Source organism: Sphingomonas gellani (assembly GCF_900110035.1).
GTDB classification, from domain to species: domain Bacteria; phylum Pseudomonadota; class Alphaproteobacteria; order Sphingomonadales; family Sphingomonadaceae; genus Sphingomonas; species Sphingomonas gellani.
Genome location: NZ_FOCF01000010.1, coordinates 88,215 through 109,365, shown reverse-complemented (window position 1 = coordinate 109,365; position 21,151 = coordinate 88,215). Strand labels below are relative to the sequence as shown.

General features: G+C 61.2%; 26 protein-coding genes. 16 read left to right on the top strand and 10 right to left on the bottom strand.

Annotated features, from left to right (window positions below; translation table 11 throughout):
• From BMX37_RS16465 to BMX37_RS16450, 4 genes are all read left to right on the top strand, one after another.
• Positions 1-307, top strand: a 307-nt coding sequence (locus tag BMX37_RS16465; protein ID WP_093666868.1) for a Rossmann-fold NAD(P)-binding domain-containing protein, incomplete at its 5' end; no start/stop codon positions are given.
• 226 nt (positions 308-533) lie between these two features.
• Positions 534-1,187, top strand: coding sequence for a lysozyme inhibitor LprI family protein (locus BMX37_RS19470; protein ID WP_093666867.1), 654 nt, complete (start codon positions 534-536; stop codon positions 1,185-1,187).
• Between the two features lie 267 nt (positions 1,188-1,454).
• On the top strand, positions 1,455-1,781 hold the full coding sequence (locus tag BMX37_RS16455) for a type II toxin-antitoxin system PrlF family antitoxin (protein ID WP_093666866.1): 327 nt from the start codon (positions 1,455-1,457) through the stop codon (positions 1,779-1,781).
• 3 nt (positions 1,782-1,784) lie between these two features.
• Positions 1,785-2,321, top strand: a complete 537-nt coding sequence (locus tag BMX37_RS16450) for a type II toxin-antitoxin system YhaV family toxin (protein WP_093666865.1) — start codon at positions 1,785-1,787, stop codon at positions 2,319-2,321.
• 353 nt (positions 2,322-2,674) lie between these two features.
• Here the strand turns inward: BMX37_RS16450 and BMX37_RS16445 are convergent, their stop codons facing one another.
• Complete coding sequence (locus tag BMX37_RS16445) at positions 2,675-3,415, bottom strand: toll/interleukin-1 receptor domain-containing protein (RefSeq protein ID WP_093666864.1); 741 nt, start codon at positions 3,413-3,415, stop codon at positions 2,675-2,677.
• Between the two features lie 389 nt (positions 3,416-3,804).
• On the opposite strand from BMX37_RS16445, the gene BMX37_RS16440 reads away from it, so the two are divergent.
• The gene (locus BMX37_RS16440; RefSeq protein ID WP_093666863.1) at positions 3,805-4,650 is read left to right on the top strand and encodes a toll/interleukin-1 receptor domain-containing protein; all 846 of its coding nucleotides are present in this window, start codon (positions 3,805-3,807) and stop codon (positions 4,648-4,650) included.
• 21 nt (positions 4,651-4,671) lie between these two features.
• Here the strand turns inward: BMX37_RS16440 and BMX37_RS16435 are convergent, their stop codons facing one another.
• Genes BMX37_RS16435 through BMX37_RS16425 form a run of 3 tightly spaced genes read right to left on the bottom strand, consistent with a single transcriptional unit; the run spans position 4,672 to position 8,254 of the window.
• Entirely contained in the window at positions 4,672-5,733 is a 1,062-nt protein-coding gene (locus tag BMX37_RS16435; RefSeq protein WP_093666862.1) for a BsuBI/PstI family type II restriction endonuclease, read from the bottom strand.
• Entirely contained in the window at positions 5,730-7,511 is a 1,782-nt protein-coding gene (locus BMX37_RS16430; RefSeq protein WP_093666861.1) for an Eco57I restriction-modification methylase domain-containing protein, read from the bottom strand. The genes BMX37_RS16435 and BMX37_RS16430 overlap by 4 nt, the downstream gene beginning before the upstream one ends.
• Positions 7,508-8,254 (bottom strand): recombinase family protein, encoded by a 747-nt coding sequence (locus tag BMX37_RS16425; protein WP_244501650.1) that lies wholly within the window; start codon positions 8,252-8,254, stop codon positions 7,508-7,510. The genes BMX37_RS16430 and BMX37_RS16425 overlap by 4 nt, the downstream gene beginning before the upstream one ends.
• A gap of 37 nt (positions 8,255-8,291) precedes the next feature.
• On the opposite strand from BMX37_RS16425, the gene BMX37_RS16420 reads away from it, so the two are divergent.
• The 3 genes from BMX37_RS16420 (at position 8,292) to BMX37_RS16410 (ending at position 9,833) form a co-directional block, all read left to right on the top strand.
• Positions 8,292-8,696 (top strand): hypothetical protein, encoded by a 405-nt coding sequence (locus BMX37_RS16420; RefSeq protein ID WP_093666859.1) that lies wholly within the window; start codon positions 8,292-8,294, stop codon positions 8,694-8,696.
• On the top strand, positions 8,693-8,896 hold the full coding sequence (locus tag BMX37_RS16415; protein ID WP_093666858.1) for a helix-turn-helix transcriptional regulator: 204 nt from the start codon (positions 8,693-8,695) through the stop codon (positions 8,894-8,896). Before BMX37_RS16420 ends, BMX37_RS16415 begins: the two co-directional genes overlap by 4 nt.
• Before the next feature lie 109 nt (positions 8,897-9,005).
• Positions 9,006-9,833 (top strand): alpha/beta fold hydrolase, encoded by an 828-nt coding sequence (locus BMX37_RS16410; protein WP_244501649.1) that lies wholly within the window; start codon positions 9,006-9,008, stop codon positions 9,831-9,833.
• A gap of 129 nt (positions 9,834-9,962) precedes the next feature.
• On the opposite strand, the gene BMX37_RS16405 is transcribed toward BMX37_RS16410, so the two are convergent.
• Positions 9,963-10,934, bottom strand: a complete 972-nt coding sequence (locus BMX37_RS16405) for a hypothetical protein (RefSeq protein WP_093666857.1) — start codon at positions 10,932-10,934, stop codon at positions 9,963-9,965.
• A 65-nt stretch (positions 10,935-10,999) separates the two neighbouring features.
• Between BMX37_RS16405 and BMX37_RS16400 the strand changes: the two genes are divergently transcribed.
• The 3 genes from BMX37_RS16400 to BMX37_RS16390 are packed head-to-tail and all read left to right on the top strand — an operon-like array spanning position 11,000 to position 13,191.
• On the top strand, positions 11,000-12,382 hold the full coding sequence (locus BMX37_RS16400; RefSeq protein ID WP_212611477.1) for a hypothetical protein: 1,383 nt from the start codon (positions 11,000-11,002) through the stop codon (positions 12,380-12,382).
• A gap of 9 nt (positions 12,383-12,391) precedes the next feature.
• Entirely contained in the window at positions 12,392-12,778 is a 387-nt protein-coding gene (locus BMX37_RS16395; RefSeq protein ID WP_093666856.1) for a hypothetical protein, read from the top strand.
• Positions 12,775-13,191, top strand: coding sequence for a hypothetical protein (locus tag BMX37_RS16390; RefSeq protein ID WP_093666855.1), 417 nt, complete (start codon positions 12,775-12,777; stop codon positions 13,189-13,191). The genes BMX37_RS16395 and BMX37_RS16390 overlap by 4 nt, the downstream gene beginning before the upstream one ends.
• Positions 13,192-13,381: 190 nt before the next feature.
• Here the strand turns inward: BMX37_RS16390 and BMX37_RS19345 are convergent, their stop codons facing one another.
• Positions 13,382-13,507 (bottom strand): hypothetical protein, encoded by a 126-nt coding sequence (locus BMX37_RS19345; RefSeq protein ID WP_280139267.1) that lies wholly within the window; start codon positions 13,505-13,507, stop codon positions 13,382-13,384.
• Between the two features lie 104 nt (positions 13,508-13,611).
• The gene (locus BMX37_RS16385) at positions 13,612-13,971 is read right to left on the bottom strand and encodes a hypothetical protein (RefSeq protein WP_093666854.1); all 360 of its coding nucleotides are present in this window, start codon (positions 13,969-13,971) and stop codon (positions 13,612-13,614) included.
• 252 nt (positions 13,972-14,223) lie between these two features.
• On the opposite strand from BMX37_RS16385, the gene BMX37_RS16375 reads away from it, so the two are divergent.
• Complete coding sequence (locus BMX37_RS16375) at positions 14,224-15,264, top strand: hypothetical protein (protein WP_139198132.1); 1,041 nt, start codon at positions 14,224-14,226, stop codon at positions 15,262-15,264.
• The gene (locus BMX37_RS16370; protein ID WP_342027880.1) at positions 15,240-15,908 is read left to right on the top strand and encodes a DUF805 domain-containing protein; all 669 of its coding nucleotides are present in this window, start codon (positions 15,240-15,242) and stop codon (positions 15,906-15,908) included. Before BMX37_RS16375 ends, BMX37_RS16370 begins: the two co-directional genes overlap by 25 nt.
• A gap of 16 nt (positions 15,909-15,924) precedes the next feature.
• Here the strand turns inward: BMX37_RS16370 and BMX37_RS16365 are convergent, their stop codons facing one another.
• Both BMX37_RS16365 and BMX37_RS16360 read right to left on the bottom strand, forming a co-directional pair.
• The gene (locus BMX37_RS16365; RefSeq protein WP_139198131.1) at positions 15,925-16,740 is read right to left on the bottom strand and encodes an SHOCT domain-containing protein; all 816 of its coding nucleotides are present in this window, start codon (positions 16,738-16,740) and stop codon (positions 15,925-15,927) included.
• Between the two features lie 34 nt (positions 16,741-16,774).
• On the bottom strand, positions 16,775-17,200 hold the full coding sequence (locus tag BMX37_RS16360) for a hypothetical protein (RefSeq protein WP_093666849.1): 426 nt from the start codon (positions 17,198-17,200) through the stop codon (positions 16,775-16,777).
• Positions 17,201-17,285: 85 nt separating this feature from the next.
• Here BMX37_RS16360 and BMX37_RS16355 point away from each other — a divergent pair, with 85 nt between their 5' ends.
• Positions 17,286-17,618, top strand: a complete 333-nt coding sequence (locus BMX37_RS16355) for a hypothetical protein (RefSeq protein ID WP_139198129.1) — start codon at positions 17,286-17,288, stop codon at positions 17,616-17,618.
• A 47-nt stretch (positions 17,619-17,665) separates the two neighbouring features.
• On the opposite strand, the gene BMX37_RS16350 is transcribed toward BMX37_RS16355, so the two are convergent.
• Positions 17,666-19,783, bottom strand: coding sequence for a TonB-dependent siderophore receptor (locus BMX37_RS16350; protein WP_093666847.1), 2,118 nt, complete (start codon positions 19,781-19,783; stop codon positions 17,666-17,668).
• Between the two features lie 421 nt (positions 19,784-20,204).
• On the opposite strand from BMX37_RS16350, the gene BMX37_RS16340 reads away from it, so the two are divergent.
• Positions 20,205-20,669, top strand: a complete 465-nt coding sequence (locus BMX37_RS16340) for a hypothetical protein (RefSeq protein ID WP_093666846.1) — start codon at positions 20,205-20,207, stop codon at positions 20,667-20,669.
• A 12-nt stretch (positions 20,670-20,681) separates the two neighbouring features.
• Entirely contained in the window at positions 20,682-21,089 is a 408-nt protein-coding gene (locus tag BMX37_RS16335; protein ID WP_139198128.1) for a hypothetical protein, read from the top strand.
• Positions 21,090-21,151: the final 62 nt, after the last annotated feature.

Genomic DNA, 21,151 nt, shown 5'->3' with positions numbered 1-21,151 from the left:
CAAGCTCCCGATCGAGACGATCAACCTGGTCGGCCCCGATACGCTGACCGGCGCTGACGTGGCAGCGATCTGGTCCGACGTGCTGGGGCGCCCGGTCGTCTATGGCGGCGACGATCCCAGCGGCTTCGAGGCCAACATGGCGACGTTCATGCCACGCTGGACGGCATACGAGATGCGACTGATGGCCGAACGCTATGTCAGCGACGGCATGATCCCCGAGGACGGCGACCGCGAACGCCTGGTCGGCATCCTGGGCCGCCCGCTGCACGGCTATAGCGAAACGGCCCGCGCGCTCGCCGCTGCCTGAACGCCACCCAGACATTCACCAATGAGGCAGGCGCCGACGGACACCCCGTCGGCGCCCATGTTGTCGCACAATCCCCGAGTTTCGGACGTCGCTTATTTGGTCCCTTTTGCGACAACGGAAAGCAGATATTGCGCACAGGTGTGTATTCGCGCCCGTTATAGCATACTCGGTCGGTGACCTGACTTCGCCTAACGGCGGCTCGGTTTAGTGCGGAGGGAACGTCGACATGGTCTTGTATCGCTTGGAGGCGCAATCGTGGCGCGGGTCTGGTGCGCTGGTCCTCGGCACCATGGTTAGGCTCTCAACGGCCTTTTTCGCCATCGCCGCCACGGCGCAGGAGCCGCCGCCTCCGTCCGGTCCAGGCCCATCAGACGTTCCGTCACATGTCTCCGCCTCCCGGCCTGCGTCGCATGTCCCGGCTTCACCTGCGAACTACCGGTCGTCGTTAAGCGAGGTTCCTGCCGGCGAGCTAGCAGCGTACCTGAAGGCAAACGACGTCCAGCGGGTACCCTTCGACAGCACGCTCGCGACCATTCGAACCTGCCTGCGCCGGTCAGAAGACGCCATCCAGCCGTGTTTAGAGTCGCGTGACCAGGCCTGTGAGACGGACACCTCGCAATGCACCCACGCGGCCGAGGACGCGTGGCAGCTGTATATCGCCCGTTACCTTCGGCTGCTCCATACCGCACTTCCAGCCGAGACGTCCGCAGCGAGCCAGAAAGCTTGGACAGCCTATGTCGACGCCGAATGTGAGTTCGAAACGGCGCCGTACCCGGACGATCCCCCGATGCGTCACAATGTTGATTCCAGCTGCCGAGCCGGGAAGGCGCAAGACCGAGCACTCGAACTGCGCGCTATTCTCATCGATGCGGAAAGCTGAAAGGCGCGGTCACAGTCATCCCGTATCATTTGAGCAGCCGACATTCCATGTCCGCTTGTGGGCGATCGCAAATCAGCCGCCTTCAGGCGTAAAGGTGATCGTGTCGCGCAAATGCTAAATTTCGCGACAGGCCGATCGGCAGCCTTCTGCCCCGTGACGGGACGTCACAAAAGTCGATCTCAAAAGCCAAGCCCGCAGCTCGGCCACTCATACTCCTTGTTGATAAGGTAAGGATTGTTCCTTACATCCAGTGGCACGGAGGATGTGATGGCGACCATCGTTCAAGAACGCAGCAGGATCACGGCCAAGGGACAGACCACCGTACCAAAGGCCGTGCGCCAAGCACTTGGGGTCAGCTATGGCGGCGAGATCGCCTTTGTGGTCGATGAAAACGGCGTCAGCGTCCGGCGTGTCGAGAACGAGGAAGCCGATCCGGTGATCGGGACGTTCCTCGGCTTCCTGGAACAGGACATGCTGCGCAATCCGCAGAATGTCATCGCCTTCCCGCCTAGCCTGGCCGACCGCATGGCAGCTCTGACCGAGCAGGTCCGGATCGATCCGGATGAGGTAATCGACGGACCGGTCGCGCTCTGACCCATGATCGTCATCAACGGTTGGACCATCTATGCGCACCCGCTGCTGCTCGATCAGCTTGAGAAGCTGACCGCGGCCGTCGAGAAGGCGAAGGCAAAAGACCCGCAGGGCTGGACCCGGGCTGCTAACGCCAAGGTCCTAGCCGCGGTGCACTCCCTGATGTTCAAGACGGTTCCCAGCGACCCCACCCGATCCGAGTATCGGCAGGGCAGCACGCTCGGCGCCAGCCGCAAGCACTGGTTCCGGGCGAAGTTCGGTAAGGGGCGTTTTCGCCTGTTCTTCCGCTTCGACAGCCGCTCCAAGATCATCATCTTTGTCTGGGTGAACGACGAGACGACGCTGCGAACCTACGGCTCCAAGAGCGACGCCTATGCCGTGTTCAAGGGGATGCTCGACAAGGGCGTTCCTCCTGACAATTGGGCTGCTCTGCTCCAAGCTTCATCTCCCGATGCGGCTCGACGGGATGCCCTTCAGCGGATGGCGGACCTAGATCAGGAAGCCGGCATCTTCGACAATCACGCCCCCCTCGATCGTTCCTGATGCTGGGATGCTCGCCTAATCCACCACCGCTATAGCCTTCGTGACAGGGGTCAGAGGCTTAGATGGACCGGACCCAACGACTACTTTCCACACGAGGATAAGGAGGCCAATAATATCTCCAAAGAACGCAGCGCTAGCGGCCTTGACCACAAACTCTGGAAATGCATTATTAAAATAGAATATGTAGCAACAAACAGCCATTACTACACAGAGAAGCGCGACAGATATTGAGCATATTACTAGTCTAAGTGTAAACCATTTGGCGTCCTGAGATTTTTGCTGGTTAAATGCCTCCGCCTCCTGTCTTATTTGCTCTTGACCTCGGGCGAAGGCGATCGGGTCATACTCGCCGCTCACGCCGAACGGTCCTTTTGCGCAGCATCTTTATCCGGAGCCTTGGTTGAGCGAGATGCCCAGCCCAGCGCAAATCCGACGATTGCCGTAATGGCTGGTGCAATAAAGCTAAGTCCGAAAGGTAGGCGTAGATGATCTATCTCTGCTGCTAGCGGAACTATGGAGATCAAAGCAGCAGTGAGCCCACCTGCAAACGCAAAGCCAATCGACTTCTGATTTCCTGATTTGGTGGCCTCCCACTCGAGCTTTGCAGCCTGCAGCGCCTGTGATTGTGCTCGCATAGTCATTTCTTTGGCGGCTTGCTGGACTGAATCAGGAGAACTTTGCCGATCCAAAAGGACTGCTCTTCCGAGCGCTTCCACACCGGCCGCGAATTTTTCCGGTGTTCGTATATCGACGTATAGTCGATCAGAGATTAACTGGGGAACAGCACCGTTTCCGGTGACGACAGGAAGTAGTTTAAAATTTGGGTCTTTTTGCGCCTTAGCTAATGCGAAAGCCATCTCAGCCTGGAGCCATAATCCCTGGGGATTGCTCGGCAGAACCAATAGGACTCCTTGACTGTTGAAAATCCTTGTAGCGACGCTTTCGGATATGCTCTCGCCGGCCTCTAGAAACTGCTCATCAAGAACGTAGTCGACAGCGTCGCCTGTCCTCGCACGTAGTGCTTCCACCAGCCGCTCAACCAAGGGCTTGTCGTCGTATGCATAGCTGACGAAGATGGAGATGCGGCCAGCCATATGCGCAAATAGGCGTCAATTTTCTTTAAGTTGCAAGGCACGGCGTGCCGGCGGGGTGGCGGTGCAGGAAGCAAACCTTGGTAGTCCCGGACCGCATGTGGTCGTCGGTGCCTTGGTTAAGGATGTCGGCAGCTATGCTCGCAAGCTATCCTGGGCGCCTCCCCCCCCCCCTCGTGATAGCGAGCCGCAAAAGCTGATTGCACAGAGTGGCTCGCGTCCCTGTAAGCGCCAACGGTCGATCTTGCGTACTTGGACCCACAGTTCTACTTATGTTCACATAGTGCAATTCCGCAGCACGGAGAAGCCTCAATGTCCCTGAGCACTGACCGTTAACGGTTGCCCGTATTCAAAAGGACATCAATGATCTCCAGCGCAAGCAAGCTGATGAAATGAAGAAGGTCGCCACGGCCACTAAGAACATGAACTCCGCCATGTCATCGGCAAACAGGGCCAGCAGTCCGTCTTCCGCAAAGAGCTACCTAAGCACTGCAGAGCGCGAGTCCAAAAACATAGATTCCGCTCAAGACAAGTCAGCTCGTTACAGTGCGGATATAGCGAGCAAGATGTCCGATCTTAGTAGGGCGCAGGAACATGTGCTCAAAGGAGAAGAGGACGAACGTAAAAAGACTAGCGACCTTTACGAGAAACAGCGCAAGGCTGACGAAGCTGCCCGTAAGCGCCTCACAGACGACAATCGGGCCTTGTCCAAGGACCTCGCCAGTCTGCGGGCGCAGCTGACAGCCGCTATTTCTACGCAGGCGTCCAGCACACAGCCTTTCGTGGTCGAGAACGCCGAGGGTCGCGAGACACCTTATGATTTTTTCATCTCACATGCTTGGAAGGACAAGGAAGATTTCGTCAACGGTCTTGTGTCAGCCGCGAAGGAGGCCGGGCTTGACGTTTGGGATGACCAGAGCGCCATCGTTTGGGGAGACTCAATTCGGCAGAAGATAGATGATGGCCTGCGGCGCTCATTCTTTGGCGTCGTCGTGTTGTCACCCAACTTCTTTGAACGGCCCTGGACACAGTACGAGCTGGACGGCATCGTGCAGCGGGACCTTTCGGGAGCGGGGCGCCTCCTGCCCATCTGGCACCGTCTCACACAGGATGATGTGGCCGCGAAAGCTCCTTCGCTAGCGGGGCGGCTCGCATTGCCTACCTCGACCTACTCGACGGCACAGATCGTAGATGAACTATTAGAGATGCGCGACCGGTTCAAAGCCGTGGCGAGATAAGCCGCAAAGCCCTCAATCTGCTTACGGTCGGCCGTTTAAGCCACGGTGCGCCTCGCTAAACACAACCAGCCGCTCCGGCTCGGCCGCGAACCAGGCGTAGCTGCCCCATGCAAGGCTATCGACCGTTTTCTTGAACGGCCCGGCGCTGCGATCGAGGTAGGCAGTCACGAAGGCCACGTGCTCGGCCGGGAAACCCGCCTCGGCGACCAGTTCCTCCAGCGCCTCCTTGCGGCGCTGGCTGATCGGGCCATCGGTCGCGACCACTTCCACGAACACGAGCAGCGGGTGCGCCGGCCCAAGGTCGACCAGGATCGTATCGGGGAGGTTCTTGTCCGCCTGGATGGCGAGCCCGATCGACCGCGCCAACTCGTCGTCGCGCGCCACGACCTTGTTCCCGCTCTCGCTGAGGAACACCACCGCCGGATCGGTGAGGAAGGTGGGCGCGAACACCTCCATCACCGCCCTGGTGATCTCCGAGCTGGGGCCGGGCTTCATCCGGCGTGTCTCGCCGTTCGGGAAGGTGACGAGCACCTGGTCGGTGCTGACGCCGGCACCGCGGCGCACGATTGCCAAGCGGGCGAGCGCGCCCTTGTTCAACGCTTCTGCCTGCCACGCCGTGATGCGGGCCTGCAGCGCTTCACCCGTGAGGGCAGGGTCAAACAAGGCGGCGAAGCTCGCCTTCAATGCATAGCGCGGTTTGCTCGACGTGGTGGCTAGGTCGGTGCGCTCAGTCACGGCGCCGATCGCCACCAGCCCCTCGCGCAACGTCTCGTCACGGATCGGCTCGCGGGTATTGTCCTGATACCAGCGCCGCCCCTCGATCTGGGTGCCGGTGCGCAGCACGCCGGCCGAGTAGGCGGCACGGCTCGCGTCATCGATCTGCGCCGCCTGCTCGTTGGTCATGCGGTAGACGTGCTTGGGCCCGAGATACGTGCCGTTGCCCTCGATCGCGTCGATGTAGAGGGCGACGAACACCGTGCTCGCTGCCAGCATGCGGGTCAGATAGGCCCGATTGGGCGAGCCATCGGGAAAGATGACCTGCAGCCGGGCATGGACCTCCTCGCGGGTGAGCAGCGCCATCATGCCACGGCCTGCCCATAGAGCCGCCCCAGCTCGCTTTCGATCTCGGCGCTGCAGGCTCCTCGCACAACTAAAGCTTCCACCTCCCGCATCGCATCGGGCGAGGGGAGGGGAAGCGCCTCCATCTCGAAGGCCGACACCGCGACGCTGCCGTTGATGCAGCGAAAGAGCTGGTCGACGATCCGGCTGTTCAGCACTGCAGCGACCGTCGCCGGCGACACCGCCGGCCGGGCAGTCGGCCGCACCATGTTCAAGTGGTTCTCGACGACCACCCCGCCATGCTGGGCGATGAAATCGGCCGGCAGCTCGGCCGCGATCAGCCGGCGTGCCTGCTCCTTGGCAGTGGTGCGCTGGACGAGGACGCACGCTTCCCCGACCAGCAGCCAGGCGTCGCCGCGCTCGATCTTGAAATAAGGCGCGTGGTTGCGCTTCTCGGCCCGGAACGCGAAGCGGCCACCAGCCGACACCGCCTCCGCCCATATGAGCGGATGCACACCGCGGGCAGGGCGAAGGCGCATCTGATCCTTGTAGCGGTTCCACACCAAGGGACCCGTCGACACGCTGTAACCCCAATCGGCAAGTCTCGCCGGCATCGCCTCTGCCGCAGCGATTAAGAGGCTGTGGCGCGGCTCGCGGGGTGCCAGCCATGGCTGCGAGGCAGGGGAGGGCAGGCCGATCGTGCCGTTGCGGATGACGCGCGCCTCACGCTCGTTTGCCACCTCCACATAATGGACCTGGGCGCGGCCGGCCTTGGCGCCGCGCTTGTAGGCGGCGAGCAGCGTCTCCTGCAGCACGTCCTCGAATACGCCACGGCGCGCATGCACAAAGTCGATCGCGACCGGGGGCGCCTCCTTGGCGATCAGCTCGCGCAAAGCGGAGTAATAGTGGCCGGAGAGGAAGCTGGTCGGGGTTAGGTAGGCGATGGTGCCGCCCTTCTTGGCCCAGCGAACGGCAATATCGGTGAACACCCCATAAAGGTTGGCATGGCCGTAGAGGCTGCGTGCAAACCGCTGGCGCTGCTCGGGGGTGAGGGTGACGCGGCCATAGGGCGGATTACCGATCACCAGATCAAAGCGGGCTGCAGGTGCCTCCCCCAGCGTGTCGGCGACGCGCACGACAACGGGAGCCGACCGACCTGCAGCCGCGGTTACGTCCGCTAGCAGCAGCTCCACTGCGTTCTGGCCGAACCCGGCCGCGTAGGGATCCAGCTCCAGCCCGACCAGGCGCGTGCCGATCTGCCGGAGCACGATCGCCGGCTCGGCCGCGGGAAGAGCCGCGATCATCCGTTCGGCTGCCGGCAGCAAAAACGCACCTCCACCGCTCGCCGGGTCAAGCACGCGGGCGCGGGTCCAATTGATCCCCTGCTCCTCGGCCATGTCGAGCAGCCGGTTCGCGAGCGCCGGCGGGGTATAGAAGGCGCCAAGCGCCCCGCGCTCGCGCGCGTGAAGCAAGGTCGTGTAAAGACCGGTCAGGAAGTAAGCCGCCTCGGCGACCGGCAGCGGTGCCGCTTCCCGACCTACCACCTGCGCCAGCTCAGCAACGGCGCGATCGAGGCGGCCATAGGGCTTCGCGAATGGCGCGCTGAGCTTGGCGTGGGGCCGGGCCTCCACTTGGTAGGTGTCGATCGCGATGCGTGTAAATAGCGCCGCCATGTCGCGACGCCGTGGCTCGGGCAGCGTTTCCGCCCGTGCACGCGCGAGCTGGCGCGCCCGGGCCAGCTCATAGCGCTGTGCCTCAAGGTCTGCGGGCAGGGCGTGCGGAAGCGCGGGAGCGAGGCTCATGCGGCAGCCGAACGGTTGCGATGCTCGCGAAGGACACGCTGCACGGTCGAGCGCGACACACGGAACAGGCTGGCGAGCTGCGAAGGCGATCCCTGGCCAGATTCCGCCTTGGTGATGATCTCGGCGCGCTGCTGACCGGTGAGGCTCGGCCGTCGCCCCAAGTGGCGACCAGCTTTGCGGGCATGCGCCAGCCCGTTCATCGTCCGCTCGCGGATCATAGCCCGCTCGAACTCGGCGAAGGCGCCCAAGGTCTGCGTCATCAACCGACCTGCAGCCGTCGTGGTATCAACCGCCTCAGTCAGCGACCGGAAGCCGGCGCCGGCTGCGGTAACCGCCTCCAGGGTGAACAGGAGGTCACGCAGCGAACGCGACAGCCGATCGAGCTTCCACACCACCAGCACGTCGCCCGGCTGCAGGCTCTTGATCGCTTTCGTCAGCTCGGGCCGATCAGCCTGGCCGCCCGAGGCCTCCTCCTGAAACACCGGATCGCACCCGGCTGCGGTGAGCGCTGCGAGCTGGGCAGCTAGGTCCTGATGATCACCGCGGGACACCCGCGCATAGCCGATTTGCATGCCCTCGTTCTGACACGGGATTCTGACACACGCAAACCCTTGGAAAACCGTGACTGGGTCTGCAGCGTCAAAACCGACCGGTTTTGACGCTGCGCACATGTTTGATTGTGGTGAACGCTCGATACGCTTCCAGCCATGGAAAGCAGACTTGACGTAAAACATACTTTCCATGTAAAGCCTCCTTCACATTGATTCGAAGGAGGTCGCCATGCCCAAGTCCCCCGCCATGTGCCGCTACAGCCGTCGCGTGCTAATGTTGTCGATCGTCTACGTCGTGTTTTTGTTGCCGGCGGTATACCTACTCAGTCGCCACCTCGTCGCGGGGCCGCTGGCCTATGCGGTGGGAGTGCTGCCGGCGCTGCCCGTGGCCGGGTTCTTCGTCGCGATCGGCGCGTATCTAGTCGAGGAGCGCGACGAGTATCTGCGGATGCTGGCGACGCGCCAGTCGCTGATCGCCACTGGTGCCGCGATGGTGGCGGCGACGGTCTGGGGCTTCCTGGAAGGCTTCGAGCTGCTGCCGCACATGGTCGGCTATGCCTGGCCGATCGTGTGGTTCGCCGGCCTTGGCCTGGGCACCTGCGTCAACGTACTGATCGAGCGGAGGGCGGCATGAACAACCACCTACGTGATCTGCGAGCCACGCGGGGATGGAGCCAGCAGGACTTGGCGACGCGGTTGGAGGTCAGCCGCCAGAGTGTCAACGCCATCGAGACCGGCCGCTACGACCCCTCGCTCCCCCTCGCCTTCAAGATTGCCGAACTGTTCGAGCTTTCGATCGAAGCCGTCTTCGTCAGCCCTTCTAGGGACAAGTGACATGCGCCGTCCTACGATTCACCGCCTCGCCGCCATCGCGCTCGCCTGCGGCCTGTTTAGCCCGTCCGCCCTTGCACAGACCACCGCGATGCCGAAGGCGAAGGCGTCGATGCCCGATACCGTGCAGATGGAGCATATCTCCATTCGGACGATCGGCCGCGGCGCGCCCGTCATCCTGATCCCCGGCCTGTCGAGCCCGCGTGCGGCGTGGGATGATGTCGCCCCCGAGCTTGCCAAGGAACACAGCGTACTGCTTGTTCAGGTCAACGGCTTCGGCGGTGGCGATCCGCGCGGCAATCTCGCTCCTGGCGTGCTCGATGGCATTGTCGCGGACCTTCATGCGACCATCGTGCAGCGCCGCCTGAATCAGCCGGCGATCATCGGCCACTCCATGGGCGGTCTGGTCGGCCTGATGCTCGCCGCGCGCCATCCGACGGAGGTGGGCAAGCTGATGATGGTCGACTCGCTGCCGTTCTTTGCCGCGACTATGGCGCCCCCGGGCGTGGCCATCACCGTGGCGATGGTCGAGCCGCGCGCGGCGCAGATGCGTGATGCGGTTGCCGCCAGTTACGGCAAAGCGCCCGACCCGGCCGCTGCCGCCGCACAGGTCGCTGGCATGACCCTCAACGCCAGCTATCGCCCTCGGCTGACGGAATGGGCCATGAGGTCCGATCCGCGGGTGGCCGCTCGCGCGATGTACGAGGATCTGACAACCGACATTCGGCCTGAGCTTCCGAAGGTCCGCGCTCCGGTCACTGTCGTCTATGCCTGGAACGACACCTATCCCCGGAAAGAGCCCGCGGAGGCGTTTTTCCGCCAGCAGTTTGCCGGCACTGCGACGATCGACTTCAAGGGCATCGGGCCCTCGGCCCACTTCGTCATGTTCGACCAGTCAGCCCAATTCCAGCAGGTGGCTGGTGAGTTTCTGGCCCGATGACCGCTGACCGGGCGCTTGCTTAGCAAGCGTCCGGTCGTGAACGTGAGCGGGAGTTTGCGAATCAGCGTCAGAACCGTCCGGTTATGACACCGGTGAAGATCAGATGCGCTGGAAGACGATCGGGGTCCATCACGGCGTCCGGTCGCCCGCCTCCAACCGGTCGGCCTCCTCGTCCTCGGGCGTGCGGGCAACGTCCTTCGGCGATCGTGTCTCATAGGCCTCAGCGAACTCCACGTCGCTCCACTGCCCATCGCCGTAATCGAGCGTGTCATAGAAGGAGAGGCCATTCTTGAACGAAATCGCGACGTTTGGACCGACAAAGGGGCAGCTCGGTAGGTAGAAGGCGCGAATGAACGGGTTCTCCTCCCATTCCTTTTTTATGAAGATTAAGCCGCGCGTGCCGTCGATGAACCAAGGGCGCAAGCCAAACGCAGTAAATTGCTGGTCGATGATCTCGCGAACGTGCAGCACGGCCGCCAGCGCGTCGTCACGTAGGATGGCGTAGGTGGACGCGTTGAAGTGGACGGACCGGTGCCGCAGCGACATGAGCGCGCGGAACTCCTCGATTGCGCGTGGTAGCAGCACACCCCAGGCTTCCAGCGTCCCGATCGCCCGGCTCCAGTCGGCGAACGAGCCCTTACCCGCCACCGCCTTGTGCTCCGGAGTGTGCCGAAAGTCGTCTCTAAGATCGAGGATTAGATGGTTGAGGATGCGCTCGCCCAGCGCGCAGGCTCCGAGGAGGGCGGGGTAGTAGGAGCCTACAACGAAAGAGCGCCGGACCTGGTCGAAGAAGGAGTTGTGGTAGCGCACCACTGAGAAGGGCTTAGAGCCAATCGCCACGAAGTCGGCGATCTTCGCGTCCAAGCAGTACTCGCCGAACTCTCGGGCTAGACCGGCGCGCACGCGCTCTCGGTTCTCCAAATGCAGGCGTCGCGGCTCCTCATCCCAGCCCTCTCCCGGCTCGTCGAAGACGTAGGCGCGGGTGTCAAAATCCGAGGTGTAGCTCATGTGGCGTCGCTTGCCGCGGTCGGCCACCAGTGACTTCCACTCGGCGACCGGCCGCGACTGGTCGATCTGGTCTATCGTTAGGCGTTCAGGCATGCATCCACCTCAACGGGCCAGGGGCTGCCTAGGATCGCCTCGATGCTCAAGGAAAGTCGACCTGCATGATGCTCGAGACCGCTCTCATCCGACCACGGCTGACCGATTATCATGGCGTCACACTGGCGCAAGAAGACGCCGATTTCGCCATTCCCTTCTTCAACGAAGATATTCCGCTCTACGTCGATCCGTTCCTAATGTGGCGCTCCCCCTCTCAGCAGGACATGGCGCTGCATGGCATGTTGATGAGCGCCTTCAACCATCTGGGCCAGCTCGCTCTCAATGGGAAGCAGGACGAAGCCATCGCTGCACTGATCATCGCTTCGGAATGCGACGAGGTCGGACTGGGCGCCTCCGCCAAACGGAAGGGAAAGCGTATCGGCTGCGACAAGGCTGCCGAGATTCTTAGCATCTTTCGTCGTATTCCCCACTACGCCACCTACGGACTCAGCCATATCGAAGAGGTACAATTCTTCGTCGAGGGCATCTCGAAGGACCGGATCAGCGACTTCGCGTGCAGCTTCCTCAAATCCTTTCTCATCGACTTCACGATCGACCAGTGCGCGAAACTGGGTATCGCGACCGTCGCCAAAACCGTGCCGAATGTCTGGGACGTCCGCGCCAGACGGTTTACCGACGTCGCTACCAGCCTCCCCATCGACCCGACCGATGACCGTCCTTTACTCCTAGTGCCCAAACGCTGGCTTCGCTTCATGCCGTGGATCAGCTATGAGGATTATTTCGAAAAGTATTGCCCGCAAGACGATATTTCGCACACGGCAGAACTGCTGACCCGCGTTGAAGTGCTGAACTACAACCGCGACAATTATGGCGTGGTCGCGGCCTACATCGCGGCGAAGGAGCGGTCACGCGACGACGCAAAGAACGACCCGCTGTTCTCGCAGATTCTGGTCCGCTCGGCACGCAGCAAGCTCGCGCAGATCAAGAAGCTGCCAACCGGCAAAACGGATGGCGCCGACCTTAAATATGAAACGGCGGTTGGTCAGCTGCTGCCCTCCCTACTTTATCCCAATCTCGATTTCGCCCAAGCTCAAGCCCGCACCGACAGCGGTGTCAGCATCCGCGATCTCATCTTCTACAACACGCGGCGGGCACCGTTCCTGAAAGAAGTTTTTGACGATTATGGATCGCGCCAGATCACGTTCGAACTGAAGAACGTCGCCGAGATCGAGCGGACGCATGTCGATCAGCTGAACCGCTACCTCACTGACGAGCTTGGAAAGTTCGGCATTTTCGTCACGCGGATCGCACCCAAAAAGGCGATTTTTCGGCGCACGATTGATCTGTGGTCTGGGCAACGGAAAGCGATTATTACGCTGACCGATATCGACCTTGAGCAGATGGTCGAGGTATTCGACAGTCGACAGCGCGATCCGCTCGACGTGATCGTCAAAAATTACGCCGAGTTCAGGCGCAGTTGTCCCTAGGAGAATGAATTGAAAGATCGGCAGGAGATGGAGCAGTTTGAGAAGCTCATGGGTCAGCTTCGCGGTCTGTACGACGAAATTAGTCTGCTAGCTCGAAAGTCGTCCAATGATGGGGTCAACGCTTTTAAGCTCCGGCTTATTAACAAAGTGCTGGCCACCGCTAATTGTATCCTAGGGCCATCGCACCTGCCTTTCGACGATTTTAAGCAATTCGATGCGGACGATGTCCCGTCCAATAGCGATGTCACAATGGTCCTTGCGCAGTATCTTGAGGAAGCCGAGCGCCATCGCGCAAACTTCGTTACCGAGCTTTTCGGTAATAAATGGGTCTATGTCATTGATGGCGGTATCACCGATATCCCCGCCGGCGCGCCGAGGAAGGTTACGAGGAAATGAGCGAATTCGATCCGGCAACAACCGAGGCTGCTGTCGCCACCTACCAGTCGGCGATTGGCGTATTCACCCCTCTGCTCCATGAAGTGCGAGAGCTATCGAAGAAGAAGCCTGATGCCACACTGAGTGCAAGTAAAGTCAAACTCGTCAATAATGTGCTCGACGACCTGCTCGCGATTGTAAAAAGTGAGCCAGAAGGGAAATACCTTGAGCGCCTTGAGGACGACGATCTGCCGCAGGTGAGCGATGCATTGATGATGATGGCGCAGTTCAACGCAGCACTCGACGCCTTCAACAAGCGATATCATCGCTACGTGAAGGTGCGCTTCGAGCGTCAGCATCGATGGATCACCGTGGAACAGGTGGCCGAGTGGGAAGCAGAGAATCAATCGACCGATGGCGAAGAAGTCGACTGACGTGATCCAGCCAGATGGGTTATTTGGGCTGACCTTATTGCAGCGGCTAATTATGCTATTTGAGCTCGTAAACGATTGTTGCGGCACCTGAGTGCCGCAACCCTGACACGATGGACCTGAGCGGTTACTGGAGAAGTTCGAAACTCGGCAGGAAGAATATCATATGGGAACGTCGTTTTTTACCGATAAATTAATGCCGGCGGCCTATCCGCATGGCGGGCGTAGGCGACAGGTCGAGATCTATCGCCCTAGCGGCGAGCAGCATCTGGAACTTCGGATCGGCGAGCTGGATGAAGAGCACCAAGGCCGCGGTCATGCGGTCGAACTCAATGAGGAGGACGCACGCGAGCTTCTGTCAGGCCTTCTCTCGGCGATGCACTATCTCGGCTACAGGACAGACCACTTAGCGTAGCCACCGCATCACGGCACCTGGAAGTATGTCCGGCTGCCGATCGGCTCCGCGTCCTTTTCGAAGCGTCCGGAGGTCCACTTTTCGGGCCGCTCCATGAACACCTGCCACACCATCAGCCCGAAACATCGTGCCGCGGCCTCCTCGCTGTAGCGTGCTGCCTTCTCATAGATCGGTTGGAAAGGAGTGTCGGTCCAATCCTTTCCCGGCATCCACCCCGCTGTCTGTATCTCGGTTCCGTCGATCAGCTCATCCAAGCGGGCCTTCGCCGCAGAAATCTCGGCGGGCGTCATCCGGCTCATGAACTGGGCATAATCCTGCGCGTAGGGCACGCGCATGATCCGCGCCCCGCTCATCATATCTACCAACATGCCTCACCCCTCCCGTTGTGCATCGACGGCGCTCTTCCGTGCCCCAGCTTAGCCGCAGTTCACACGGCCATCTTCAAATCCAGCTTGATCGTGTCGGCTGGGAGGACGGTCAGGGAGGCGGCCTTCTCTCGCGCAAAGGTAAGCCCGTCGACCACGGCCCCTTGAATGAAGTAGAGCGCGAAGTAGTCAACAATTCTTGATCTAACGCAAGCGATACCACCTTTAGCTTCGAAGAGCATAGCGGAGGCATAAATGGCGTTTCGTGAGGTACCGTGGAAGCGGAACTACCGTAAGGTTCCTGGCTCCGTTCAAGAGGCTTTGGCGGCCATTCAATCCGAAATGGTTTTAATCGCCGCAACGAAGAAGATCACGGTACGGGACATTGCTTCAGGGCTATACGAGCACGTTGGCCTGCGATCTGACAATGGCGCGATCGTTTCGGATGGACCGGTCCTGCCGCCTCATGACGCGGGCAAATGGTCGGAGCGGAACGCCCTTGGGTGGGACCGAAAGCGCACCGACTTGCCAATGATCACCAAGACCTACACCTTCGAGTCACCCAACTTCGGCGACGCTGCCCGGTACGGCACTCACATGCACGTTCAAGAACGAGAAGTGTACCAGCACCAAATCTTCGAGCCGCAAGGCATGCGGATAGAGGCGGAGGTGCTTGAGGCACGTGGGGGCGAGCACGTTATCGTGAAGTTCGGGCTCTTACCGTTGCTGAGCAAGGGGCAACCGGAGTTCGACCTGATGCTGCTTTGGTCGCTCAACGTCCTTCAGGAGAACACCGGAGCGACCGGCGTGTTCGCCAGCGAGGCGACCCGCGAGGAGTTCATCGGGACCATCCAGCTCGATTGGGAGGTTTTCCCTCCCGGGACGATTGACGAAGTTGTGGAACGCCTCGCTCGGCGTCCCGCTCGGCCCAGCAACGCGCCCGACTTCGACAGACACGTGAGGGATCGGGTCACACTATTTCAGCGGCTCAACCCGACTGCGTACCTCCGCGGCCAAGGTGGCTTCGGCTCATACTTCGGCGCTCAATTCGCGGACGATCTCGTTGTGTTCGAGAACCTCAAGTACGGCAACGCCATCTACGTGCTGTACGAGAACTGGGATACCATCTCTCAGCGATCACGGCTCGACCTTCTCCGCGATCAGGACGCGAGCTTTGACCGTGTCATTCACACCGACGATTGGCAGGAAAGACTGAAAGCGCTGCTGCGGTATCAATTGAAGAAGCGTCGCCCGCGAGGTGGGCGTGATCTATTCCGGCGCGGCCGGGGCGGGTAACTGCCTCGCTGGAGCTAGCGTCAAAACCGAGCGGTTGTGACACGATCCCGCTCGGCAGCGTACACTCGCCAGCCGCGGAGCTGGCTGCTATCTGGTCACCAATCGAACCCGCCAGGCCTCTGCCGTCACGGGCATGCACACTTGGCGGGTCTTGCCCTCCTAGCTGCTATCCGGGCAATGACGACACTATCCTGACCCAGCTGCTCACCCCGCTCCGACTCTACGCCCGCTTCGAAGGGCGCGCCTCCCGGATGCAGTTCTGGCCGTTCTCGCTCGCCGCTTGGGTGGTGGAAGCGGTGGTGATGATGGTCGTCCCTCCGCTCGGCGGGCTAGTGATACTGGCGTTGATGCCTCCCTTACTAGGCGTCCTCGTCCGCCGGCTCCACGACACCAACCGCCGGGCCTGGTGGCTGCTACCTCCACCCCTGCTCATGCCGCCGCTCGCACTCCTGTTCGCCTGCACTCAGTTCACGCTCGGCGACGAAGCAGGCCGCAAAATCTTCACGGGCATCGGCGTGATCCTCGCCATCCTACTGGTCTACGCGATCTGCATGATCGTGGTGCTGGCGCGGCGGGGCACGGCTGGCCCCAACCGGTTCGGACCCGATCCGCTCGCCGCAGAGCATCCAGCATCAGGCGCCTGATTCCTTGAAGTGATCGTCAGCGAGGAGCCGTGCCAGGTTTGCCGTGGTGGTTGGCGAGAAGCTGCCGGCGCCAGACGGGCGGCCATGGCAGCCCCACACGACGCCTGATCGTTCGCCAGCGATCGTCCCTGAACACCTGCAAGGCCACCCAGAACGGCGCCGTTGCCCCATAGGCCGTTCGGATCAGCACCCGGCCCGAACCTTCGATAAGGGCGTCCAGCGCCTGATCGAGATCACCGGGCATGCCCTTATCGGGTCGGCCGATATCGACACCCTCAAGCTCCCACCCTTCACCCCAACAGTGGATCGTGCCCTTCTCCAGCGCCAGCGTGAACTCCAGCGAGAGGCGCGGCTGCACAGGGTAGGTGCAGACCACCTCGAACGGCACATCGTCCCGCCAGCGCACCTTCAATTCATGCCGCCGGGCCAGGTCCGTGAACGCCGCCCGCGTCGCCGGCTGGTAACTCGCCCATGTGCGCCGACCATCCGCCCACACGCGCTGCGGGCTAAGCGCAGGCGGGATCGGCGAGGATAGCGGCCAAGCCAGAAGCTGCGCCTTGCCTTGAGTGAACTCGTCGTCGCTGATGATGCCACGCTGGCGCATCTCCTCCAGGGAGTAAATCTCGTCGGCGATCGACCGCATCGAGGCAGATTCGGGCGCAACCGGCGCTTTGCCGGGCCTGCGTGACGGCACATAGAGGATCAGCATCACCGCGATCGGTCCGGCAATCAGGCCAAGGCCTGCCCAGATGTAGGTCGAGCGCTGCTTGTACTCGGCGATGGCGCCGCTGATGCACGCGCTGAGCAGCGCCGAGTAGAACAGCACGCTCATGCTCCGGCGGCCTTCACTGCCGCGGCGCGAGCCGTCAGCGGAACGTATGCCGGGAAAAGCGACAGAACGTGCGCGGCAAGGGGCACTTCCCAAGATTGGCCGAGAACGTCAACGGTGAGCCTCGGAACCTCAGGTCCAGATTGACGGTGCCGGTAGCCTGTCGCACGTCCACAGAAGCGATGTTGGGGAAGGGCCGGCGTCGCTCGCGTATGACGCGGATGCGGACCGCATCGCGCTCGATCACCAGCAGCGGCTTGGCGTTGTTGGTCGCCACTGCGTACCACCAGGGCAGACCGCGAACGCCCGTAAAGGTGGCAAGCACCCGGATGGTCGCGGCGCCCGCGCCATCCACCACGATGTTCGCGACGGTCGCACGGTCATATTTCGAGCGCATCAGTCGGCGCGACAGGTAAGCCGAGCCTGCGATCATCCCGTAGACCACGCCGACGAACGCCATCATCTGAAGAACGCCGATGGCGATGTAAGCTATGATGATCCGCCCTTCCCAGCCTGGACGCTGCGCTACCCCCATGCGATCAGCACCGATGGATCAAGCCACTCCCCCTGCCAAGCCAGCGCATGCTCGACGCGGAAGGCTGTCTCCGATCGTCCTTACCTTCCTGGGCATGGTGCTCCTGAACCTCCTGTTGGCGCACTTCGCCTTCGGCGGATACGCGCCCTCAAAGGGCGGCGACGCCGCCGGCAACGGCATGAGCGCTGCCTTCGACGAGCTTTTCATGGACGCGGCGCTGGGGTTGGTGGGGCTGCTCTCAGTCCTGTTCCTGCTGATCCGCAAGCAAGGGTTCCGCATCGCCATCATCGTCATGCTGGCGCTCAACAGCTTTCTGCTGCTGACGATCCTGTCGCTACAGTTTTGAAATTATTAGGCGGAAGCGGCAGAAAGGTAGACCTTTCTACCTCAGTCCTATGAGCCGAAGCGATATCCTAGCGATACCATCACATTGCGTGGGGCAGTGCTAAAGCAGTCGCCCCGCGCCAGGCATGATGCAAAGACGCGCTTGTCGAGCAGGTTGGTAGCATTGAGCGCCAGACGCCAGCGGTCGTGTTCAAGTTCGACCAGTGCATCGACCATGGTGCGATCGGGCGTCACGATCGTCCACGTTGCGCTGCTGGAAACCTGCTTGCCCAAGTAGCGGATACCGGCCCCCAGTCTCAGCGTGGCGTCGCGCCCGACAAACGTCTTGGTTCCCCACGCGGAAGCGACATGACGAGCAAGATAGCCGGTTGCGGCGCTGTCCCCCTTCACGTCATTGTAGCCGTAGGCGAGCGATATGTCGTACCGGCCCGGCAAGGTGCGGGTCGCCTCGACCTCGATCCCCTTGGTGGTCAATCCGCCAGCCTGGATTTGGCCGAGGGGGTTGGTCGGATCGGCGATGGGCCGGTTGAACTCCTTGATACGGAAGCCGGTAACGGTCAGCAGCGTCATAGAGTCAGGCTGCCATTTCGCGCCGGTCTCGTACTGATTGCCTGTCTGGGGACGAAAGGCGGTGCCGCTGGTGGTCTGACCGGCGATCGGCTGGAAGCTCTCCGTGTAGCTGAAAAAGGGAGAGATACCTGCGCCTACATCGCCGATGATGCCCGCACGATACGTAGTTGCGGTGTCGGTCGTCCTGCTCGTATCCCCCGAGGTGGTGTCGAGACTTGCTCCCTTCACCCGATCATGCCGGGCACCCAGCACAACGGAAACCCGGTCCCACAGACGCACCTGATCCTGAACATAGAGGCCGAGTTGCTTCTGGGAATCACGCGTGAACGGAGCGATGAGGGCAGGCTCTAAGATCGATCCATAATCGATGTTATAGAGGTCGATCTCCTGAAAATCATAGTTGTCGCTTTTACGGACCCTGTTCCAGCTATAATCTACACCGGCCAGCAGACGATGCTCGATAGCTGATCCCATATTGAACCGAAACTGCACGTTGTTGTCGGTCGTGAAAACGTTGAGACGTGCGACGGACGACCCGGCGTACAAGCCGATCCGGCGCCCGTTACTTTCGGGAGTGTAGGGGTTGGTCGGGTTGCTATAGCTGTTGGTGTAGTGGCTGAAGTAGTCGAGATCGCTGTCGATGTACCGTGCCTTGAGGCTCAGCTTGATATCATCGCTGAAGCGATGGGTGACGATTCCCGTACCCTGCAACAGACGGCCATCATACCGGTCATAGCCGGGCTTGCCGACGAACAGATAACGCGGCAGCCTGGGATTGCCCGGATTGTCTTGCAGCGTACCGACGATCGGCAGGAAATTGGCCGTCGATCCGGTATCATCCTCCTGGTACAGACCCAGCAATGTCACATCGGTCTTGGATGACGGCCGCCAGGTTACCGAAGGCGCGACCATGACCCGATCATCAGGCACGTTCGCCACATAGGTGCCGGCGTCGCGGACCCGGGCCACGATGCGTCCTGCCAGCGTGCTGCCGGCAACGCCGTTCAGATCGGCCAGCACTTCCTTGCGATCGTAGCTGCCGTACGTCACGCCGATCTCACCGGCATTGGCGAAAACCGGCGTCTTGGAAACCAGATTGACGATCCCGCCGATCGATCCCTGACCGAACAGCACCGACGCTGGGCCACGAACGATCTCCACCCGTGAGAAGTTGTACGGATCCGACGTGATGCTCGCATAGTAGCTGAAGATGTCGCGCATACCGTTGCGGAACTGTAGTGCATCAACGCCGCGGATCGTGAAACTATCGACGCGGGTGTCTCGGCCATAGGCATCCGAGTTTATCCCAGCTGCATAGCGTACAGTATCCGAGATATTGATCGCACCCTGCGCTCGAAAAACGTCTTCGGTGATGACGGTCAGCGGCTGCGGAACCTGGATCAGCGGCGTCTCAGTTTTGGTGCCCGCAAACGCTTCGTCGCGTCGTCCCTGCACCAGAATGTCGCCGTCACCTTCCGTCGATCGACTTGCAACTTCCTCATGCGGGCGTGCTTCCTGATCCAGCTGCTGCGCCTGAACCTGAAATGAGAATACCGTCGCCATTGCGACGCCCGCGAACTTAAATCCTTTGTGCATGCAGCCCCCTCCGTTGTCTCGCCGTTATGGCTATTGCGACTTGTTATCAAGTGCTTTATGCAGTCTCCTCGCTTGGACGCGAGGCAGATGACCGGAAACCTATCCACCAAAGAGAAATCGACAGCCGGGGCTTGGAAGCTGCGAGGGACGCGGCTCTCCGATTTCTCGCGGCCATGCCACTTGACTATTGTGTGACGAGCCTATGGGCGATGGCGCTGGCCCGGTTTCTGCCGATGACCCCCGTAAGCGCTACGGTCATCGCGACACTCCTTGCCTTCGCCATTTCCGCCGCGGCCGTAATGTGGGCCTATGCCACGCGCAGCGGCTGGCAGGCGCTATGGACCCTGCTGGTCGCAGGCACGGTCGCCGGGATGAAGCCAGGGGCGCGGGACGCAAAGAAACCTCTACTGAGGAGATAGCCATGGCATTCATGGAACGCATCATCGCTCCCGCCACCGATGGCGAACGAGCCGTGGTCCGCCTATTGCGGCACTATTGCACGATGCGTGACCGGGAGGGCGACGGCACGGCTTTGTCACGCCTCGTCATGCTCGGCCAGAGTCTGCACTTGCCGCCGGCCGGCAGTGTAGCACTGGCCAGCGTCTTCCAGTTGACCGAAGCGGTGCTTGGCCGCCGTCTTGTCGCCGAATGCTGTTGTGCCCGCGGCATGAGCAACGACGAACGTGCAATCGTCCGTCTGCTCGGCAACGCGATGCCGAGCCTGCCCGACACGGCCACCCCGAACATCCCTCACGGCCTGCCCGGCGCACTGGCGTGGGCAATCCTCAGCGTCCGCCGACTGTGCGGCGACATCGTTACGCCTTGGTCGCGAACAGTCACGGCAGAGGCGAATGGTTGTCCGTTCATGCCCAGCGTGACGAACTGACTGGCAATGGTCATGCTCTACGATTACCTTGATCGACGTGTAAGCGAGCTGGATGACGACGATATCTTTGTCCTGTCTGCGGTCAGGACCTGGGTCTTTGCCGCCCGCAATGGTTTTTGCGTGCAGGCGAGACTACGAAGTGGCTTCACCAAGCGGCATATTGCAGAAACGCTGCTCCCGTTTCTGTGCGCCATGGCCCTGCTCGATCGCCATGGCTACGGCACGATGCGGTTCGCGGAGGTCTGCTATCCGAATTTGAGCGACGACGAGGCACGCGTGCTAAACCTGTTCGCCGCCGCAAGAATCGATAACCCACGGCTAATCCGCATCGCAGTCGGCCTCGTCAGCGACGACATGGCAGTTCAGCTGGCTGACGCCACTGCCGAAGTCGGGCGTGCCCTGTGCCTCCGATCCAGCTAAGACAGAGCGCCTCGTATTCCCGAAAGTTATAGGCTCCATTCTGGTTTGAGGAAGCTAGACCT

What these genes read in the sequence shown, in the direction of transcription:
- BMX37_RS19470 (WP_093666867.1), top strand. Translation starts at nt 534, where the DNA reads ATGGTCTTGTATCGCTTGGAGGCGCAATCGTGGCGCGGGTCTGGTGCG.
- BMX37_RS16455 (WP_093666866.1), top strand. Translation starts at nt 1,455, where the DNA reads ATGGCGACCATCGTTCAAGAACGCAGCAGGATCACGGCCAAGGGACAG.
- BMX37_RS16450 (WP_093666865.1), top strand. Translation starts at nt 1,785, where the DNA reads ATGATCGTCATCAACGGTTGGACCATCTATGCGCACCCGCTGCTGCTC.
- BMX37_RS16445 (WP_093666864.1), bottom strand. Translation starts at nt 3,415, where the DNA reads ATGGCTGGCCGCATCTCCATCTTCGTCAGCTATGCATACGACGACAAG.
- BMX37_RS16440 (WP_093666863.1), top strand. Translation starts at nt 3,805, where the DNA reads ATGAAGAAGGTCGCCACGGCCACTAAGAACATGAACTCCGCCATGTCA.
- BMX37_RS16435 (WP_093666862.1), bottom strand. Translation starts at nt 5,733, where the DNA reads ATGATGGCGCTGCTCACCCGCGAGGAGGTCCATGCCCGGCTGCAGGTC.
- BMX37_RS16430 (WP_093666861.1), bottom strand. Translation starts at nt 7,511, where the DNA reads ATGAGCCTCGCTCCCGCGCTTCCGCACGCCCTGCCCGCAGACCTTGAG.
- BMX37_RS16425 (WP_244501650.1), bottom strand. Translation starts at nt 8,254, where the DNA reads ATGGAAAGTATGTTTTACGTCAAGTCTGCTTTCCATGGCTGGAAGCGT.
- BMX37_RS16420 (WP_093666859.1), top strand. Translation starts at nt 8,292, where the DNA reads ATGCCCAAGTCCCCCGCCATGTGCCGCTACAGCCGTCGCGTGCTAATG.
- BMX37_RS16415 (WP_093666858.1), top strand. Translation starts at nt 8,693, where the DNA reads ATGAACAACCACCTACGTGATCTGCGAGCCACGCGGGGATGGAGCCAG.
- BMX37_RS16410 (WP_244501649.1), top strand. Translation starts at nt 9,006, where the DNA reads ATGCCCGATACCGTGCAGATGGAGCATATCTCCATTCGGACGATCGGC.
- BMX37_RS16405 (WP_093666857.1), bottom strand. Translation starts at nt 10,934, where the DNA reads ATGCCTGAACGCCTAACGATAGACCAGATCGACCAGTCGCGGCCGGTC.
- BMX37_RS16400 (WP_212611477.1), top strand. Translation starts at nt 11,000, where the DNA reads ATGATGCTCGAGACCGCTCTCATCCGACCACGGCTGACCGATTATCAT.
- BMX37_RS16390 (WP_093666855.1), top strand. Translation starts at nt 12,775, where the DNA reads ATGAGCGAATTCGATCCGGCAACAACCGAGGCTGCTGTCGCCACCTAC.
- BMX37_RS19345 (WP_280139267.1), bottom strand. Translation starts at nt 13,507, where the DNA reads ATGACCGCGGCCTTGGTGCTCTTCATCCAGCTCGCCGATCCGAAGTTC.
- BMX37_RS16385 (WP_093666854.1), bottom strand. Translation starts at nt 13,971, where the DNA reads ATGTTGGTAGATATGATGAGCGGGGCGCGGATCATGCGCGTGCCCTAC.
- BMX37_RS16375 (WP_139198132.1), top strand. Translation starts at nt 14,224, where the DNA reads ATGGCGTTTCGTGAGGTACCGTGGAAGCGGAACTACCGTAAGGTTCCT.
- BMX37_RS16365 (WP_139198131.1), bottom strand. Translation starts at nt 16,740, where the DNA reads ATGAGCGTGCTGTTCTACTCGGCGCTGCTCAGCGCGTGCATCAGCGGC.
- BMX37_RS16360 (WP_093666849.1), bottom strand. Translation starts at nt 17,200, where the DNA reads ATGATGGCGTTCGTCGGCGTGGTCTACGGGATGATCGCAGGCTCGGCT.
- BMX37_RS16355 (WP_139198129.1), top strand. Translation starts at nt 17,286, where the DNA reads ATGGATCAAGCCACTCCCCCTGCCAAGCCAGCGCATGCTCGACGCGGA.
- BMX37_RS16350 (WP_093666847.1), bottom strand. Translation starts at nt 19,783, where the DNA reads ATGCACAAAGGATTTAAGTTCGCGGGCGTCGCAATGGCGACGGTATTC.
- BMX37_RS16340 (WP_093666846.1), top strand. Translation starts at nt 20,205, where the DNA reads ATGGCATTCATGGAACGCATCATCGCTCCCGCCACCGATGGCGAACGA.
- BMX37_RS16335 (WP_139198128.1), top strand. Translation starts at nt 20,682, where the DNA reads ATGCTCTACGATTACCTTGATCGACGTGTAAGCGAGCTGGATGACGAC.